Genomic DNA, 16277 nt, shown 5'->3' with positions numbered 1-16277 from the left:
CCCAGTGCCCCCGCCGAAAGCCCTCGCCCGGGACCTCGACCGGGCGGTCAACACGGCCCGCTGGGGTGTGGGCGCGCGCTTCTGCGACGTGCCCACCGGCGAGGGCGCGGTGCTCCGCGCGGCGAAGTCGAGCCAGGAGACGTACCGCTCGTGGGAGGACTTCGGGGCGGGCTACGCGCTGGGCCGTTGCCCGCGTTTCGACGAGGAGGAGTTCGGCCCCTGGAACACGGAGCCGGTGGACATGAACCGCATCCTCACCAGCGATCCCGACCGCCCCTGGCTCACCGTCCCCTGGCGGTAGCGGCAGCACCGCGTGGGAAACGGGCCCGCATCGCGTCGATGCACAGGTCGCGCGAGGTGGGGCCGCCGAAGCGGAGCCGGTCGTAAGGAGTGAAGGCCGGTTCCAGCGCGTCGAGTTCGTCGATCGCCGCATGCAGCCCGGCCGACCACTCGGGAGACCCGGCGTCCGGGTCGTGGGGCGCCGCCATGATGGCGGCCGTCAGCTGCTCCTTGCGCCGGATCGTCGCCGGGCCGACCGAGTGCAGGCAGACGTACCGGCCGCTCAGGTAGGCCTCCCACTCCTGCCGTCCCGTCGACGGATCCGCCCAGTGCGCGACGAACCAGGCTTCCAGCCTCTCCGTGCCGCCGGCCGCCTCCGCCAATGCGAAAAGGTCCTTCGGGACCATCTCCGCGCCGTCGGAGCGCAGATATCCGGGCAGCGGCAGCAGCCCGGCCAGCATCATCAGGCGTACCTCGCCGGAGTCGTGACCGGTCGTCAGGCAAAGATCGTCCAGGACGGCGAACTGGGCGCTGACGTAGGCGTCGTCCGCCGGGGACATCGGATGGTCGCCGTTGACCTGCCGGAACCGGGCTGCCAACTCGCGCTCGTACATGGACGACTCCTTCGTGGGTGGTTCCCGCAGGCCAGGGCCTCTCGTTCGGATCAGGCCGGGCTCGGGTGCCGGCACCGCACCCCCCGGCGGCCTTCGGCACGGGAGGTACCCCCACGCCGCGGTGTCGGCGGTCGCCGACTCCCCCGTACAGCCCTTGCGGGTGGGCTCCTTCCTCAGCGTTGCCGTCGCACGCGCTCATCCGGCCCGATCCGTACGAAGGACCCTACGAGCCGGACGGTTCGGCACCGGCCGAACCGTCCCGGCCCTTCCCGGCCACGGCGAGCAGGTGCTCCCTCCCCGCGGTCAGCAGGCCCGGCAGTTCCGGTGCGGTCGGATACCACCGCTTCTCGTACTCCCAGCACACCCAGCCGTCCGGGTCGGTCAGCGCCAGGCACTCGGCGAGCGGCAGGACCCCCTGCCCCAGCGGGAGCGGTGTCAGGTCGTCACGCGAGGCCACGTCCTTGACCTGCACGTATCCGAGGAACGGGCTCAGCGCCGCGTGAGTCGCCTCCGGTGCCTCGCCCCCGAGCCACGGGTGCATCACGTCCCACAGGGCCCCCGCGTGCCGGTGGCCGACGAGGCCCAGGACGCGGGTCACGTCGGCACCGGTGCGGTGCGAGTCGTGCGTCTCCAGCAGAATCCGTACGCCCAGCCCCGCGGCGGTCTCCGCGGCGGCCCCGAGCCGACGGGCGGCGATCGCGTCGGCCTCCGCCGCGTCCAGGTCCCCGCCGCCGGGGAAGACGCGTACGAAGGGGGCGCCGAGGTCCTTGGCCAGGCGGCAGAGAGCTTCCATCTCCTTGATCACAGGGCCGTCGTCGCCCGATGCCGCGATGCGCGCGTACCCCGCGACTGTGAGGATCTCGACTCCCGCCCGCTGGAACTCCCGCACCGTCTCCGCCCGTTCGGTCGTGCCGATGCCGGGATGCACGGGCTCCTCCGGGTGGGCGCGCAGCTCCACGCCCTGATAACCGCTGTCGGCGGCGAGGCGGGCCACCTCGGTGACCGGCCTGCCGGGCACGCCGAGGGTCGAGAAGGCGAACTTCATCGGTGGTTCCTTCCTGCGGTGACCGCCGCCGGCACCGGCTCCGACCGGCCGGCCCGCTCCGTACGAGCGGTGCGGCTCCACGACTACGGGTTCACAACACCATGTGCCGGTACCCGGCCCGGCGAGCGTAATCACGGGCGCGCCGGTCGGCCGCGCGGCGCGCCCGGCTCGGGGGCCGCGCGGGCCGGGCCGCGGGCCGGTAGGGCCGAGGGCGTGGATCCACCGCCCCGCGCGCCCTGCTGGGACGGACGGGCGCACGGGGCGCGCGACCGTTGCCCTGAACGTGCCGCAGGGCAGTGCTGCCCGTCGGCTGTACGAGCGTCACGGATTCGTCGTGGAGGCCGAGGACCCGGTCGACGACGTCGGCATGGTTCGCCCGCCGGGGGCGAGCACGGCGGCGAAAGCCTGAGGCGCCGGGGTTCGTGGCGAAGCGTGACGCGCGGGCGCCCAGTTTTGTGGCGAAGCGTGACGCGCGGGCGCCCAGTTCCGTGGCGAAGCGTGACGCGCGGGCGCCCGGACCGGGCCCGCCGTCGCGTCACCCCTCGCGCGGCGGCGCCGTCGAGTCCCTGGCCATCAGTTCCGCGGCGATCGTCGCGATGCCTCCCGGCGGCGGATCCTCGTTGCCCATGGCCAGCCGCCCCGCCCTGGCGCCCGCCTCGAACAGCGGTAGCCGGACCGTCGTGAGAGCGGGGACCGCGTCGACGGAGAAGGGGAGGTCGTCGAAGCCCGCGACCGAGATGTCTCCTGGTATCCGCAGGCCCTGGTCCCGCAGCGCCGCGCACGCGCCCAGGGCGACGGTGTCGTTCGCGGCGACGACCGCCGTCAGGTCGGGGGCCCTGCGCAGCAGTTCGAGGGTGGCGTCGTAGCCGGACCTGCGGTCGTACGGGCCGTGCACGGTGAGCCGGTCCTGCTCGGCGGCGTCCCCGCCGAGACCGGCCGCGGCCATCGCCGCCCGGTGGCCCTCGAGCCGGTGGCGGGTCGTGGTCCGTTCCTTGGGGCCGGCGACGTATCCGATGCGCCGGTGGCCGAGCGTGATCAGGTGCTCGGTGAGCCGCCGTCCGCCGCCGCGGTTGTCGAACGCGAGTGACGCGAGGACGGCGTCGCTGCCGGGCAGCGGCGGACGGCCGCACAGCACGATCCGTGTCCCTGCGTCGGCGAGCTTCGTGAGCTTCGCGGTCATGGCCGCGATGTGGTCCGCGTCCTCCAGCGCGCCGCCGGTGAGGATCACGGCCGCGGCCCGCTGACGCTGCAGCAGGGTGAGGTAGGTGAGTTCCCGTTCGGGTGAGCCACCGGTGTTGCAGACGACGGCGAGCTTCTCGCCGCCTGCCCGCCCCGTACCCTCCTGCCCGCCGATCTCGGTCTGGGCCGCTCCGGCCATGATCCCGAAGAAGGGGTCGGCGATGTCGTTGACCAGGATGCCGACGAGGTCGGAGGTGGCGGCGGCGAGTGAGCTCGCCGGCCCGTTGAGGACGTAGTCGAGCTCGTCCACCGCGCGCAGCACCCGCTCCCGTGTCGACGCGGCAACCGGGTAGTTGCCGTTCAGCACGCGGGAGACGGTCGCCGGGGACACCCGGGCGCGGGCCGCCACATCCGCCAGGGTGACTGTCATCGCTTTCCTCCGCGGGAGATGGAGCGGCCCCCTTGTCCGGGCCGCTGTCGGCAGGCTAGCTTCTTATCGCGTAGAAAGCGCTTGCTACGCTCATATCGAGGGAACTCGGGAGAACCGAGATGAAAGATGGAGGCACTTCGTGACACGCAGGACAGTGCGGATCGCCATGAACGGCGTCACAGGGCGGATGGGCCACCGCCAGCACCTGGTGCGCTCCATCCTCGCGATCCGTGAAGAGGGCGGCCTCGACCTCGGCGGCGGTGAGGTGCTCTGGCCGGAGCCCGTGCTCGTCGGCAGGCGTGAGCACGCCCTGCGCGAGATCGCCGAGCGGCACGGCCTGACCGAGCTCTCCACGGACCTCGACGCAGTCCTCGCGGACGAGAGCATCGATGTCTACTTCGACGCGCAGGTCACCTCCGCCCGCGTCGAGTCCCTGAAGAAGGCCATCGCGGCGGGCAAGCACATCTACACGGAGAAGCCGACCGCCACCGACCTCGCCGGCGCCCTCGAACTGGCCCGCCTCGCCGAGAACCGGGGCATCAAGCACGGCGTCGTCCAGGACAAGATCTTCCTGCCGGGGCTGCTCAAGCTCAAGCGCCTCGTCGACGGCGGCTTCTTCGGGCAGATCCTGTCCGTGCGCGGCGAGTTCGGCTACTGGGTCTTCGAGGGCGACTGGCAGGAGGCGCAGCGGCCGAGCTGGAACTACCGGGCGGAGGACGGCGGCGGCATCACGGTCGACATGTTCCCGCACTGGGAGTACGTCCTGCACGAGCTGTTCGGCCGGGTCACCTCCGTCAGCGCACACGTCGCCACACACGTCCCGCAGCGCTGGGACGAGCAGGGCAAGCCGTACGCGGCGACCGCCGACGACGCCGCGTACGGGATCTTCCAGCTGGAGGGCGGCGCGGTCGCCCAGATCAACTCCTCCTGGGCGGTGCGGGTCAACCGCGACGAGCTCGTCGAGTTCCAGGTCGACGGCACCCACGGCTCTGCCGTCGCCGGCCTGCGCGACTGCCGCGTCCAGCACCGCTCCGCCACGCCGAAGCCGGTGTGGAACCCGGACCTGCCGGTCACCGAGTCCTTCCGGGACCAGTGGCAGCAGGTCCCGGACAACCGCGACTTCGACAACGGCTTCAAGGCCCAGTGGGAACTCTTCCTGCGCCATGTCGCCGACGACGAGCCGTACCACTGGGACCTGCTCGCCGGTGCGCGCGGCGTACAGCTCGCCGAGCTGGGGCTGCGCTCGTCGGCGGAGGGCCGGCGCTTCGACGTACCGGAGCTGACGCTGTGACGATCCGACTGCCACGCGCCGACGGGACCCTGACCGCGTACGAGCCGCGTGCCGAGCCCCTGAGTCTCGCCCCCGGCGCCCCGCTCACCTCCCGTACGGTCTTCTCCGCCGCCCATGTGGTGGCCGACCCCTACGCGGACGCCGGCCCGGACGCCCCCGCCGCCGTCGACTGGGACTCCACGCTCGCCTTCCGCCGCCATCTGTGGGCACACGGGCTCGGCGTGGCGGAGGCGATGGACACGGCGCAACGCGGGATGGGCCTGGACTGGGTGGGCGCCGCCGAGCTGATCCGGCGCTCCGCCGCGGAGGCGAAGGCCGTCGGCGGCACCATCGCCTGCGGCGTGGGCACCGATCAGCTGACCGGCCCGGCGTCGCTCGACGAGGTGCGCGCGGCCTACGAGGAGCAGCTCGCCCTGGTCGAGTCCACCGGGGCGCAGGCGATCCTGATGGCCTCACGGGCACTGGCCGCCGCTGCGGCGTCCGCCGACGACTACCTGGACGTCTACGGCCACCTGCTGCGCCAGGCGTCGGAGCCTGTGATCCTGCACTGGCTCGGCCCGATGTTCGACCCGACCCTGGAGGGCTACTGGGGCTCGCCCGACCTGGACACGGCCACGGAAACCTTCCTGGAGGTCATCGCGGCGCACCCCGACAAAGTCGGCGGCATCAAGGTTTCGCTCCTGGACGCGCGCAGAGAGGTCGAGCTGCGCCGCTGCCTGCCTCAGGGAGTGCGCTGCTACACCGGCGACGACTTCAACTATCCGGAGCTGATCGCGGGTGACGACCACGGGTTCAGCCACGCCCTGCTCGGCATCTTCGACCCGCTGGGCCCCCTGGCGGCGGACGCCGTACGCGTCCTTGACACGGGCGACACGGCAGGCTTCCGCAAGCTCCTCGACCCCACCGTCGAACTGTCCCGCCATCTCTTCCAGGCGCCGACCCGCTTCTACAAGACGGGCGTCGTGTTCGTCGCCTGGCTGTCCGGCCACCAGTCTCATTTCACGATGGTCGGCGGCCTGCAGTCGGCGCGCCCCCTTCCCCACCTCGCACGGGCCTACGAACTGGCCGACAGGCTCGGCCTGTTCCCGGACCCGGCGCTGGCCGAATCCCGGATGAAGTCCCTGCTCGACGTGTACGGAGTCCCGCGGTGAGTCCCGACCTGACGCGCTTCAGCATCAACCAGATGACGGTCAAGCAGCTGACCCTGCCCGAGCTGACGGAGGCCTGCGCCCGGCTCGGCATCCCGGCCGTGGGCCTGTGGCGCGAACCGGTCGCCGCGTACGGGCTCGAAGCCGCGGCGAAGCTCGTACGGGACGCGGGGCTGACGGTCACCTCCCTGTGCCGGGGCGGCTTCCTGACCGCGGCCGACCCGGCGGAACGCGCCCGCGCACTGGACGACAACCGCGCCGCGATCGACGAGGCCGCGACCCTGGGCACGGACACGCTGGTCCTCGTCTCCGGCGGCCTTCCCGCCGGCAGCCGCGACCTGGCGGCGGCGCGGGAACGCATCGCGGACGCGCTGGCGGCCCTCGCGCCGTACGCGGGAGAGCGGGGCGTACGGCTGGCGATCGAGCCGCTGCACCCGATGTTCGCCGCCGACCGGTGCGTGGTCTCCACTCTCGACCAGGCCATGGAGCTGGCGGAACGCTTCCCGGCGGACCAGGTGGGCGTCGTCGTGGACACGTACCACATCTGGTGGGACGACCGCGCCCCGGCAGCGGTGGAACGGGCGGGCGCCGCCGGTCGCATCCACTCCTTCCAACTCGCCGACTGGACCACCCCGTTGCCCGCGGGCGTCCTCAACGGCCGCGGCCAGCTCGGCGACGGCGCGGTCGACCTGCGCCTGTGGCGGGAGCGCGTGGAGGCGGCGGGCCGGACGGGCGCGATCGAGGTGGAGTTGTTCAACGATGGGCTGTGGGCGCGGGACGGGGTGGAGGTGCTGGAGGAGACGGCGGCACGTTTCCTGCGGCACGCCTTCTGAGCCGCCCCTGCTTCGGGCCCGCGAGAAAAAGGCCCTCCGCGATGACATAGGTACCGAGGCCGCCCTGCGTCTGAGACGTGAAGGCAAGCCCCGATCAGCGGAGGACACATGAAGACGAAGAGGCTCGTCATGGCAGGGGTCATGGCGATGGCTCTCGCGGGCGGCGCCGGTACGGCGCTCGCCCTCGGCGGCCCGGCCCAGCCGACCGCGGCTGCGGCCGGGACCCCCGGGACCACGGCGACGGCCGCCGAGAAGAGGGCCGGAGGGACGACCGGGACGGTGCGCGCGGCGATGCCCGCACCCGCCGATGCCGCACCCGCCGGGGCCGTGGAATCCTCCGGGCCGCGTGTCGTGCGGCCTTACGAGCCGGTGGCCATAGGCCAGGGCGCCTGGATGGGGCTTCTGCCGCAGGGCAGGCAGAACTACGTGGTCGCCTGGGACGACTTCGCGGAGTCCGTCGCGCAGGCCAAGCAGTACGTCGGCGACAGCATCCGTCCCAACAGCCTCAGCGGCGGGCTGAGCATCGACGGCGAGGACGCCCTGTTCACCGGCGCGTTCCGTACGGACGCGGTGCCCGCGCGCGTCACCGTCCGTGTCGACGGCGGCCCCGAGCAGGACGCAGGTGTGCTCGTACTGCCGGGCGAACCCGGTTGGGGCACGTATTACCTCGACGCCGCCGGGGCCGGTGCTCCTAAGGACATCACCGAGGTCACCGCGTACGGCGCCGACGGAGCGGTGCTGGCGACGCTGTCGTTCAAGCCTTTCCCCTCCGGCCGCTGACGACAGAACCGCCCGCGGGCGGCCATGCCACGCTGTCGTGCCGGTGACGAGGGAGCGGCACGACAGCGCGGCACATGCCCCATGGGACGGTCGACACGAGGACTCGATTGAAGAGCAGCGCGGAGGCTGAATTCCGGGCGTTCGTGGTCAACCGCTGGCCGCGATTGCTCCGTACCGCCCATCTCCTGACCGGACATCACCACGACGCGGAGGACCTGGTGCAGGCTGCTCTCGCCAAGGCCTACGTGAAGTGGGAGCGGATACAAGGCGCCGATGACCCAGACTCCTACGTGTGGCGCATCATGATCAACGCGAACGTCGACAGACTGCGGCGACTACGGCTCCGCGAATGGCTGACCACCCGCTTCCCGGAGTCGGCGGCGCCGGACCGGGCCGACGCCGTCGCCGAGCGCAGCGCACTGATGGAGGCGCTCGGGCGGCTGCCGGCGAAGCAACGGGCGGTGGTCGTGCTCCGCTACCTCGAGGACCGCAGTGAGACCGAGGTGGCACGGCTGCTCGGCACGGGCGTGGGTACGGTGCGCAGTCATACGGCCCGGGCGCTGAAGAAGCTGCGGGAGCAGCCGGCGATCGTTCAGGTCGGCGCGGCGGGGGAGCGGCAGCGGTGAACGACGACATGCGACTCGTGGACGCCCTGCGTCGTGAGGCGGACACGGTTCCCGTGGGCCGGGCACCGGTCGAGGACGTGGTGCTAAGGGGGCGCAGGGCGCGCCGTCGCCGCACCGCCGCGGTGGCGGGAGCGGCGACGGCGGTGGCCGCGCTGCTGGCCTTCGGGACCGTCGGTGTGCCGTCGCCCGCCCAGGACCCGGCACCCCCGGCCACGGCACCCCCGGCCACGGCACCCCCGGCCACGGCCCCACCGGCCCCCGCCCCGCCGCCCAAGATCCGTACGGTCCGCCCGTACGAGCCGGTGGCGGTCGGACACGGCTACAGCATGGCGCTGCTGCCGGACGGCCGGCAGAACTACGTCGCGGGGAGGGGCGACATCCGCGCGTCCGTGGAGGAGTCTCGCGCGTACTCGGGGGACAGCATCCCTCCGGACAGCATCAGTTCGGGTCGGGACACCGATGCCGGGGAACCCTCCTTCTTCCAGGGCGCGTTCCGCACCGGCACGGCCCCGGCCAGGATGGAGGTCCGTCTCGAATCGGGCGAGCGGCTCCCGGCCCGGATGCTGCGACTTCCGGACGCCGGGGACTGGGGCACGTACTACGCCTTCGGCGCCGTCGGCCATGACACCGAGGGCGGCTGGACGGTGACCGCGTACGCGGCGGACGGCTCTGTACTGGTGGAGCGTCACTTCGGGGTCGTGGCGTCCCCGGGATGAAGCAGGCGGGGCGGGTGGGACGGATCGGTGTGGCCTGAACCGTACGAGAACATGGCGGAAACTACTCCCTGCGACCGTGCAACCATCTCTGAGTGACCGGAGTCGTATGTGTCGTCGGGCTCAGGGGGAGCGCATCCGGGGGAGCACCGGGTTTCGACGACGGGGGCGCGTGCGGGGCCCGGTCCTGGACCGGGCCCCTTCAGCTTCCGGGGCGGAAGCCGCCCTGCCCGCCGAGATGTGATCGGGTTGTCCACAGGGCGTCCGGGATGTCGGACCGCGGCGATAACGTCGGGGCATGTCCAATCCGGTCGTGTTCCAACCCGCCGTGCTCGAGGGCGTCCTCGAGCGGATCACGTATGCCAACGAGGAGAACGGATACACGGTCGCCCGCGTCGACACCGGGCGGGGCGCGGATCTGCTCACCGTCGTCGGCTCGCTGCTCGGCGCGCAGGTGGGTGAGTCGCTGCGGATGGAGGGTCGTTGGGGCTCGCATCCGCAGTACGGCAAGCAGTTCACCGTGGAGAACTACACCACCGTGCTGCCCGCCACGATCCAGGGCATACGGCGCTATCTCGGCTCAGGGCTGATCAAGGGGATCGGCCCGAAGATCGCCGAGCGGATCGTCGACCACTTCGGCACGGACACCCTCGACGTCATCGAGAGCGAGCCCGAGCGGCTCATCGAGGTGCCCGGACTCGGCCCGAAGCGGACGAAGCTGATCGGCGCCGCGTGGGAGGAGCAGAAGGCCATCAAGGAGGTCATGGTCTTCCTCCAGGGCGTGGGCGTCTCCACGTCCATCGCCGTGCGGATCTACAAGAAGTACGAGGACGCCTCGATCTCCGTCGTGAAGAACCAGCCGTACCGCCTGGCGGCCGACGTGTGGGGCATCGGGTTCCTCACCGCCGACCGCATCGCACAGGCGGTCGGCATACCGCACGACAGCCCGGAGCGGGTCAAGGCGGGCCTGCAGTACGCCCTCTCCCAGTCGACCGACCAGGGGCACTGCTTCCTGCCGCAGGAGCAGCTGATCTCGGACGCTGTGAAGCTGCTCGCCGTGGACACCGGCCTGGTCATCGAGTGCCTCGCCGAACTCGCGGCCGACGAGGAGGGCGTCGTGCAGGAGCGGGTCCCCGGGCCGGGCGGGGACGAACCGGTGACCGCCGTGTACCTGGTGCCGTTCCACCGGGCCGAGTTGTCCATGGCGGGACAGGTGCGGCGGCTGCTGAACACGCCGGACGACCGGATGCCGGCGTTCCAGGACGTCGCGTGGGACAAGGCGCTGTCCTGGCTCGCGGACCGTACGGGCGCGGAGCTGGCGCCCGAGCAGGAGGCGGCGGTCAGGCTGGCGCTGACCAGCAAGGTCGCCGTGCTGACCGGCGGCCCCGGTTGCGGCAAGTCGTTCACCGTTCGCTCGATCGTGGAGCTGGCGCGCGCGAAGAAGGCGAAGGTGGTGCTCGCGGCGCCCACCGGGCGGGCTGCCAAACGGCTCGCGGAGCTCACCGGAGCGGAGGCGTCGACGGTGCACCGGCTGCTGGAGCTCAAGCCCGGCGGGGACGCCGCGTACGACAGGGACCGGCCGCTGGACGCGGACCTGGTCGTCGTCGACGAGGCGTCGATGCTCGATCTGCTGCTGGCCAACAAGCTGGTCAAGGCCGTCGCGCCGGGCGCCCACCTGCTGCTGGTGGGGGACGTCGACCAGCTGCCGAGCGTCGGCGCGGGGGAGGTGCTCCGTGATCTGCTCGCGGACGGCGGGCCCGTACCGAGCGTGCGCCTCACGCGGATCTTCCGGCAGGCCCAGCAGTCCGGCGTCGTCACCAACGCCCACCGGATCAACTCCGGTCTGCAGCCCCTCACCACAGGGCTTCCCGACTTCTTCCTGTTCGTGGAGGACGAGACCGAGGACGCCGGGCGGCTGACGGTCGACGTGGCGGCACGCCGCATTCCCGCCAGGTTCGGCCTCGACCCGAGGCGTGACGTGCAGGTGCTGGCGCCCATGCACCGCGGCCCGGCCGGCGCGGGGACGCTCAACGGACTGCTCCAGCAGGCGATCACACCGGCCCGGCCGGAGCTCGCGGAGAAGCGCTTCGGCGGCCGCGTCTTCCGCGTCGGCGACAAGGTCACCCAGATCCGCAACAACTACGACAAGGGGCGCAACGGCGTCTTCAACGGCACGGTGGGGGTCGTCACCTCGCTGAACACGGACGACCAGCGGCTGACGGTGCTGACGGACGAGGACGAGGAGGTTCCGTACGACTTCGACGAGCTGGACGAGCTGGCGCACGCGTACGCGGTGACGATCCACCGCTCGCAGGGCAGCGAGTATCCGGCGGTGGTGATCCCCGTCACCACCGGCGCATGGATGATGCTCCAGCGGAATCTGCTCTACACGGCCGTCACCCGGGCCAAGAAGCTCGTGGTGCTGGTCGGGTCGCGCAAGGCGATAGGCCAGGCGGTCCGGACGGTTTCCGCAGGCAGGCGATGCACCGCGCTCGCGTACCGGCTGTCGGCGTGATCCCGTACCGCCCGGGGCGGTGCGGACGGACGGTTCGGGGGCACCCGGAGGTGGGAAACACCACCCTGGCCCCGTCCCGGCTTTCAGAACCGGGGCGAAGGGGGCAAGATGAGCAGGTTGGCGGCACTGAGTGCCGCCAATGGCCCCAATGGCGACCCCGAGTGCACTCTCCTCAGCCAAATGGGGGATGGTAGAGACAGTCAGGGCACCTCGAAGAAGAGGCACTACGTCGGTGAGGGATGACGTGAGCGACAACTCTGTAGTACTGCGGTACGCGGACGGTGAATACACCTACCCGGTGGTCGACAGCACCGTCGGTGACAAGGGCTTCGACATCGGGAAGCTCCGAGCCCAGACCGGTCTGGTCACCCTGGACAGCGGATACGGCAACACAGCCGCCTATAAATCCGCGATCACATACCTCGACGGCGAGCAGGGCATTCTGCGCTACCGGGGCTACCCGATCGAGCAGCTCGCCGAGCGTTCCACCTTCCTCGAAGTGGCGTCCCTGCTGATCAACGGTGAGCTCCCGACCGTCGACGAGCTCGCGACCTTCAAGGGCGAGATCACGCAGCACACGCTGCTGCACGAGGACGTCAAGCGCTTCTTCCAGGGCTTCCCGCGCGACGCCCACCCGATGGCCATGCTGTCGTCCGTGGTCAGCGCGCTGTCCACCTTCTACCAGGACAGCCACAACCCGTTCGACGAGAAGCAGCGGCATCTCTCGACCATCCGACTTCTCGCGAAGCTGCCGACGATCGCGGCGTACGCGTACAAGAAGTCGATCGGGCACCCCTTCGTCTACCCGCGCAACGACCTCGGGTACGTGGAGAACTTCCTGCGCATGACCTTCTCGGTCCCGGCGCAGGAGTACGAGCTCGACCCGGTCGTGGTCTCCGCGCTCGACAAGCTGCTGATCCTGCACGCGGACCACGAGCAGAACTGCTCCACGTCCACCGTGCGTCTGGTCGGTTCCTCGCAGGCGAACATGTTCGCCTCGATCTCCGCCGGCATCAGCGCCCTGTGGGGCCCGCTGCACGGTGGCGCCAACCAGTCGGTGCTGGAGATGCTCGAGGGCATCCAGGCCAACGGCGGCGATGTCGACTCCTTCATCCGCAAGGTGAAGAACAAGGAGGACGGCGTCCGCCTGATGGGCTTCGGCCACCGGGTCTACAAGAGCTTCGACCCGCGCGCGAAGATCATCAAGGCCGCGGCGCACGACGTGCTCTCGGCGCTCGGCAAGTCCGACGAGCTGCTCGACATCGCGCTGAAGCTCGAGGAGCACGCGCTCTCCGACGACTACTTCGTCTCGCGCAACCTCTACCCGAACGTGGACTTCTACACGGGTCTGATCTACCGCGCGATGGGCTTCCCGACCGAGATGTTCACCGTGCTGTTCGCGCTCGGCCGGCTGCCCGGCTGGATCGCCCAGTGGCACGAGATGATCAAGGAGCCGGGTTCCCGCATCGGCCGCCCGCGCCAGATCTACACCGGCGAGGTCCTGCGCGACTTCGTCCCCGTCGAGGCCCGCTGACGTCACGGCCGCGCCGGTCCGAGCAGTCCGCGCCGGTCCCGGCCCCGGCAGTTCGCGCCGGGCCCATGAGGCCCGTGCCGGACGCCGGGGGCCCGCGCCGGAGGCCGGGGCCCTGCGTCGGAGGCCGGGGGGCCCGCGCCGGACGCCGGGGCCCTGCGTCGGGTTCATGAAGCCGTCGCCGGAAGCCCGGGCCCGTACCGGAAGCCTGAGTCCGTGCTGGGAGGCCCCGAGCCTCGCACCGGGCCCATGAGCGCCGTCGGAGCCCTGAAGTTCGTAGAGCGGAAAGCGCCCCGCTGCCGATCCCCCCACGGGTCGACGGGCGGGGCGCTTCCCATATCCCCGACAGCGGATTCCCCCCACGGGATCCGGCCGGGCGTCTGCGGTGCACTGCGGCCCGCGGTATGCCGGGGTACGTACGCACGGGAGGGCCGCTCAAAGCTCCCCGGGCACGTGCCCCGGCCAACGCTTGCCTGGGACGTCCCCCAAGACATCCCATGAACGTCCCCCAAGACGTTCTCGGCATCGCCCATTCAGACTCGCGAGGAGCCTGAATGGTTACCCCCAAATATCTGTGATCTAGGTCTCGTTGTGAAGGTCTTGTGACCTGTTTGTAGTCACGAGAAGGAGCGCAGCCGCAGGCTGTTGAACACTACGAAAACGGACGAAAAGGCCATGGCGAAACCGGCGATCATGGGGTTGAGCAGGCCCGATGCCGCGAGTGGCAGGGCAGCGACGTTGTAGCCAAAGGCCCAGTAAAGATTGCCTTTGATCGTGGCCAGAGTCCGCCGTGCGAGACGGATCGCGTCGGCCGCCACACGCAGGTCGCCCCGCACGAGTGTGAGATCCCCCGCCTCGATCGCCACATCGGTCCCGGTGCCCATCGCCAGGCCCAGGTCCGCGGTGGCGAGTGCGGCCGCGTCGTTCACCCCGTCGCCCACCATCGCCACGGTGCGGCCCTCGGACCGCAGCCTCGCGACGACCCCTGCCTTCTCCTCCGGCAGCACCTCGGCGTACACCTTGTCGACGCCGACCTCGGTCGCCACCGACTCGGCCACCGCCCTGGTGTCGCCCGTCAGCAGCACCGGATCGAGACCGAGCGCCCGGAGCTCCCGTACCGCCTGCGCGCTGCCGCTCTTGACCGCGTCGGCCACGGTCAGGACGCCGAGCGCCTTGCCGTCCCGCGCGGCGAACACCGCCGTGCGGCCGGTCGCGCCCGCCGCTGCCGCGAGAAGCTCGTCCGGCAGTTCGACACCTTCTGCTTCCAGCATCCGCGCCCGCCCGACCAGGACCGCGTGGCCTTCGACGATGCCGCGGACCCCGAGGCCGGGCTCGCTCACGAATCGCTCGACGGGCGGCAGCGGGCCCTGTGTGCGGGCTGCCGCCCCCTCGGCGACGGCGCGCGCGACGGGGTGCTCGGAGGCGTGCTCCAGCGCTCCCGCGAGACGCAGCAGTTCTTCCGCGCCGGCGGTCTCCACGGGGTGCACACCCTGTAGCGTCATCCGGCCCGTGGTGACCGTTCCGGTCTTGTCGAGGACGACCGTGTCGACCCTCCGTGTGGATTCCAGCACCTCTGGACCCTTGATCAGGATGCCGAGCTGGGCGCCCCGCCCCGTGCCGACCATCAGCGCCGTCGGGGTGGCGAGACCGAGAGCGCAGGGGCAGGCGATGATCAGTACGGCCACGGCGGCGGTGAAGGCGGCCGTCGCGTCACCGGTCGTCGCCAGCCACGCGCCGAGCGTGGCGGCAGCGATCAGCAGCACGGCGGGGACGAAGACCGCGGAGATGCGGTCGGCGAGCCGCTGCACCTGCGCCTTGCCGTTCTGGGCTTCCTCCACCAGTTGCGCCATCCTCGCCAGCCGGGTGTCCGCACCGACGCGGGTGGCCTCGACGACGAGCCGGCCCGCGGCGTTGAGGGTGGCGCCGGTGACCGGGTCGCCCGGCGTCACGTCCACGGGCACGGACTCGCCGGTGAGCATCGAGACGTCGACGGCCGAGCTGCCCTCGACGACGGTGCCATCGGTGGCGATCTTCTCGCCGGGCCGTACGACGAAGCGGTCGCCCACCGCGAGCCGGTCCACGGGGATCCGTACCTCCGCGCCGTTCCTCAGTACGGCGACGTCCTTGGCGCCCAGTTCCATGAGCGCTCGCAGGGCGGCGCCGGCCTGCCGCTTGGAGCGGGCCTCGAGGTGGCGGCCGAGCAGGATGAAGACGGTCACCCCGGCGGCGACCTCGAGGTAGATCGACGACGAGGGGTCGGCGCGGCCGATCGTGAGGTCGAAGCCGTGGCGCATGCCCGGCATGCCGGCGTTGCCGAGGAACAGGGCCCACAGGGACCAGCCGAAGGCGGCCAGCGTGCCGATGGACACCAGGGTGTCCATGGTGGCCGCACCGTGGCGCAGGTTGGTCCAGGCGGCGCGATGGAACGGCAACCCGCCCCATACGACGACCGGAGCGGCAAGGGTGAGGGAGAGCCACTGCCAGTTGTCGAACTGCAGCGGACCGATCATCGACATGAGGACGACGGGTACCGCGAGCAGCGCCGAGACGACGAGCCGCTGCCGCAGTCCGTCGGGCCGGCCGGGCCGTGAGGCGTCCGGGCGGGCTTCCTGGTCGGCTTCCCCGCGGGCGCCGGCGGCCGGCTCGGGGGCCGGTGGCGGTGGCTCGTGAGCCGTGTAGCCGGTCTTCACGACGGTCGCGACCAGATCGGCGATCTCGGTGCCGACCGGGTAGCTGACGCGCGCCTTCTCGGTCGCGTAGTTGACCGTGGCGCTGACACCGTCCATGCGGTTCAGCTTCTTCTCGACGCGAGCCGCGCACGAGGCACAGGTCATCCCGCCGATGGTGAGCTCTACCTCGGATGTTTCCACGTCGGGACTCCACGCAGCTGGGCCGGGCCGTACTCCACCAGTATCCGACCGGCGGGCAGCGGCCCGGCTCCTGCCTCGATGCTCAGGCGCTGCCGGCGAGTTCGTAGCCGGCCTCGTCCACGGCCGCGCGCACGGCGGCCTCGTCGAGGGGCGCCTCGGACACGACGGTGACCTGGCCGGTCGCGGCGACTGCCGTCACCGAGGTGACGCCGGGGATCTCGGAGATCTCGCTGCTGACCGCGCCCTCGCAGTGTCCGCAGGTCATGCCGGTCACCTGGTAGACCGTGGTGACGCCGCCGGCCTGCTGGTCCGCCGCGGTGTCGTGGCAGGAGCCGGTCGGCGAGCAGCAGGAACCGGTCGCCTGGGTGGCCTCGATCTCGATGCCGGTCTTGGTCTCGGCGGTCATGACGTTCTCCTTCTCGA

At 71.4% G+C, this 16277-nt stretch carries 14 protein-coding genes; 9 read left to right on the top strand and 5 right to left on the bottom strand.

The window, feature by feature from the left end:
• Nucleotides 1-4 precede the first annotated feature (4 nt).
• On the top strand, nt 5-301 hold the full coding sequence (locus tag ACFYV1_RS21355) for a DUF1266 domain-containing protein (protein ID WP_389397089.1): 297 nt from the start codon (nt 5-7) through the stop codon (nt 299-301).
• On the opposite strand, the gene ACFYV1_RS21350 is transcribed toward ACFYV1_RS21355, so the two are convergent.
• The 3 genes from ACFYV1_RS21350 to ACFYV1_RS21340 all read right to left on the bottom strand — a co-directional run bounded on the left by ACFYV1_RS21350 (nt 282) and on the right by ACFYV1_RS21340 (nt 3547).
• Entirely contained in the window at nt 282-893 is a 612-nt protein-coding gene (locus ACFYV1_RS21350) for a DUF6058 family natural product biosynthesis protein (protein WP_389397088.1), read from the bottom strand. The genes ACFYV1_RS21355 and ACFYV1_RS21350 overlap by 20 nt on opposite strands.
• Before the next feature lie 223 nt (nt 894-1116).
• Nucleotides 1117-1938: a sugar phosphate isomerase/epimerase family protein gene (locus ACFYV1_RS21345; protein WP_389397087.1), complete on the bottom strand. Its 822-nt coding sequence runs from the start codon at nt 1936-1938 to the stop codon at nt 1117-1119.
• 535 nt (nt 1939-2473) lie between these two features.
• Nucleotides 2474-3547: a LacI family DNA-binding transcriptional regulator gene (locus tag ACFYV1_RS21340; protein WP_389397086.1), complete on the bottom strand. Its 1074-nt coding sequence runs from the start codon at nt 3545-3547 to the stop codon at nt 2474-2476.
• 139 nt (nt 3548-3686) lie between these two features.
• Between ACFYV1_RS21340 and ACFYV1_RS21335 the strand changes: the two genes are divergently transcribed.
• From ACFYV1_RS21335 to ACFYV1_RS21300, 8 genes are all read left to right on the top strand, one after another.
• Entirely contained in the window at nt 3687-4838 is a 1152-nt protein-coding gene (locus ACFYV1_RS21335) for a Gfo/Idh/MocA family protein (protein WP_389397085.1), read from the top strand.
• Nucleotides 4835-5989 (top strand): dihydrodipicolinate synthase family protein, encoded by a 1155-nt coding sequence (locus ACFYV1_RS21330; protein WP_389397084.1) that lies wholly within the window; start codon nt 4835-4837, stop codon nt 5987-5989. The genes ACFYV1_RS21335 and ACFYV1_RS21330 overlap by 4 nt, the downstream gene beginning before the upstream one ends.
• Nucleotides 5990-6021: 32 nt before the next feature.
• The gene (locus ACFYV1_RS21325; protein ID WP_389397300.1) at nt 6022-6819 is read left to right on the top strand and encodes a sugar phosphate isomerase/epimerase family protein; all 798 of its coding nucleotides are present in this window, start codon (nt 6022-6024) and stop codon (nt 6817-6819) included.
• Nucleotides 6820-6927: 108 nt separating this feature from the next.
• A complete protein-coding gene (locus ACFYV1_RS21320; RefSeq protein WP_389397083.1) occupies nt 6928-7599 on the top strand; it encodes a hypothetical protein in 672 nt (223 codons plus the stop codon).
• Nucleotides 7600-7706: 107 nt separating this feature from the next.
• Nucleotides 7707-8225 (top strand): SigE family RNA polymerase sigma factor, encoded by a 519-nt coding sequence (locus tag ACFYV1_RS21315; RefSeq protein ID WP_389397082.1) that lies wholly within the window; start codon nt 7707-7709, stop codon nt 8223-8225.
• Nucleotides 8222-8941 carry a hypothetical protein gene (locus ACFYV1_RS21310; protein ID WP_389397081.1) on the top strand — a complete coding sequence of 240 codons (720 nt, stop codon included), beginning with the start codon at nt 8222-8224 and terminating at the stop codon, nt 8939-8941. The genes ACFYV1_RS21315 and ACFYV1_RS21310 overlap by 4 nt, the downstream gene beginning before the upstream one ends.
• Nucleotides 8942-9236: 295 nt before the next feature.
• Nucleotides 9237-11453, top strand: coding sequence for an ATP-dependent RecD-like DNA helicase (locus tag ACFYV1_RS21305; RefSeq protein ID WP_389397080.1), 2217 nt, complete (start codon nt 9237-9239; stop codon nt 11451-11453).
• A 244-nt stretch (nt 11454-11697) separates the two neighbouring features.
• Nucleotides 11698-12987: a citrate synthase gene (locus ACFYV1_RS21300; RefSeq protein WP_389397079.1), complete on the top strand. Its 1290-nt coding sequence runs from the start codon at nt 11698-11700 to the stop codon at nt 12985-12987.
• Between the two features lie 614 nt (nt 12988-13601).
• On the opposite strand, the gene ACFYV1_RS21295 is transcribed toward ACFYV1_RS21300, so the two are convergent.
• Complete coding sequence (locus tag ACFYV1_RS21295) at nt 13602-15818, bottom strand: heavy metal translocating P-type ATPase (RefSeq protein ID WP_389397299.1); 2217 nt, start codon at nt 15816-15818, stop codon at nt 13602-13604.
• Between the two features lie 118 nt (nt 15819-15936).
• Nucleotides 15937-16260, bottom strand: a complete 324-nt coding sequence (locus tag ACFYV1_RS21290; RefSeq protein ID WP_389397078.1) for a heavy-metal-associated domain-containing protein — start codon at nt 16258-16260, stop codon at nt 15937-15939.
• Nucleotides 16261-16277: the final 17 nt, after the last annotated feature.

This window comes from Streptomyces sp. NPDC003023, from assembly GCF_042888225.1.
Taxonomy (GTDB): domain Bacteria; phylum Actinomycetota; class Actinomycetes; order Streptomycetales; family Streptomycetaceae; genus Streptomyces.
This window is presented reverse-complemented; position numbering and strand designations above follow the sequence as displayed.

Excerpts from the sequence above, each read along its gene's own strand:
- ACFYV1_RS21350 (WP_389397088.1), bottom strand. The coding sequence starts at position 893 with ATGTACGAGCGCGAGTTGGCAGCCCGGTTCCGGCAGGTCAACGGCGAC.
- ACFYV1_RS21345 (WP_389397087.1), bottom strand. The coding sequence starts at position 1,938 with ATGAAGTTCGCCTTCTCGACCCTCGGCGTGCCCGGCAGGCCGGTCACC.
- ACFYV1_RS21340 (WP_389397086.1), bottom strand. The coding sequence starts at position 3,547 with ATGACAGTCACCCTGGCGGATGTGGCGGCCCGCGCCCGGGTGTCCCCG.
- ACFYV1_RS21325 (WP_389397300.1), top strand. The coding sequence starts at position 6,022 with ATGACGGTCAAGCAGCTGACCCTGCCCGAGCTGACGGAGGCCTGCGCC.
- ACFYV1_RS21320 (WP_389397083.1), top strand. The coding sequence starts at position 6,928 with ATGAAGACGAAGAGGCTCGTCATGGCAGGGGTCATGGCGATGGCTCTC.
- ACFYV1_RS21305 (WP_389397080.1), top strand. The coding sequence starts at position 9,237 with ATGTCCAATCCGGTCGTGTTCCAACCCGCCGTGCTCGAGGGCGTCCTC.
- ACFYV1_RS21295 (WP_389397299.1), bottom strand. The coding sequence starts at position 15,818 with ATGACCTGTGCCTCGTGCGCGGCTCGCGTCGAGAAGAAGCTGAACCGC.
- ACFYV1_RS21290 (WP_389397078.1), bottom strand. The coding sequence starts at position 16,260 with ATGACCGCCGAGACCAAGACCGGCATCGAGATCGAGGCCACCCAGGCG.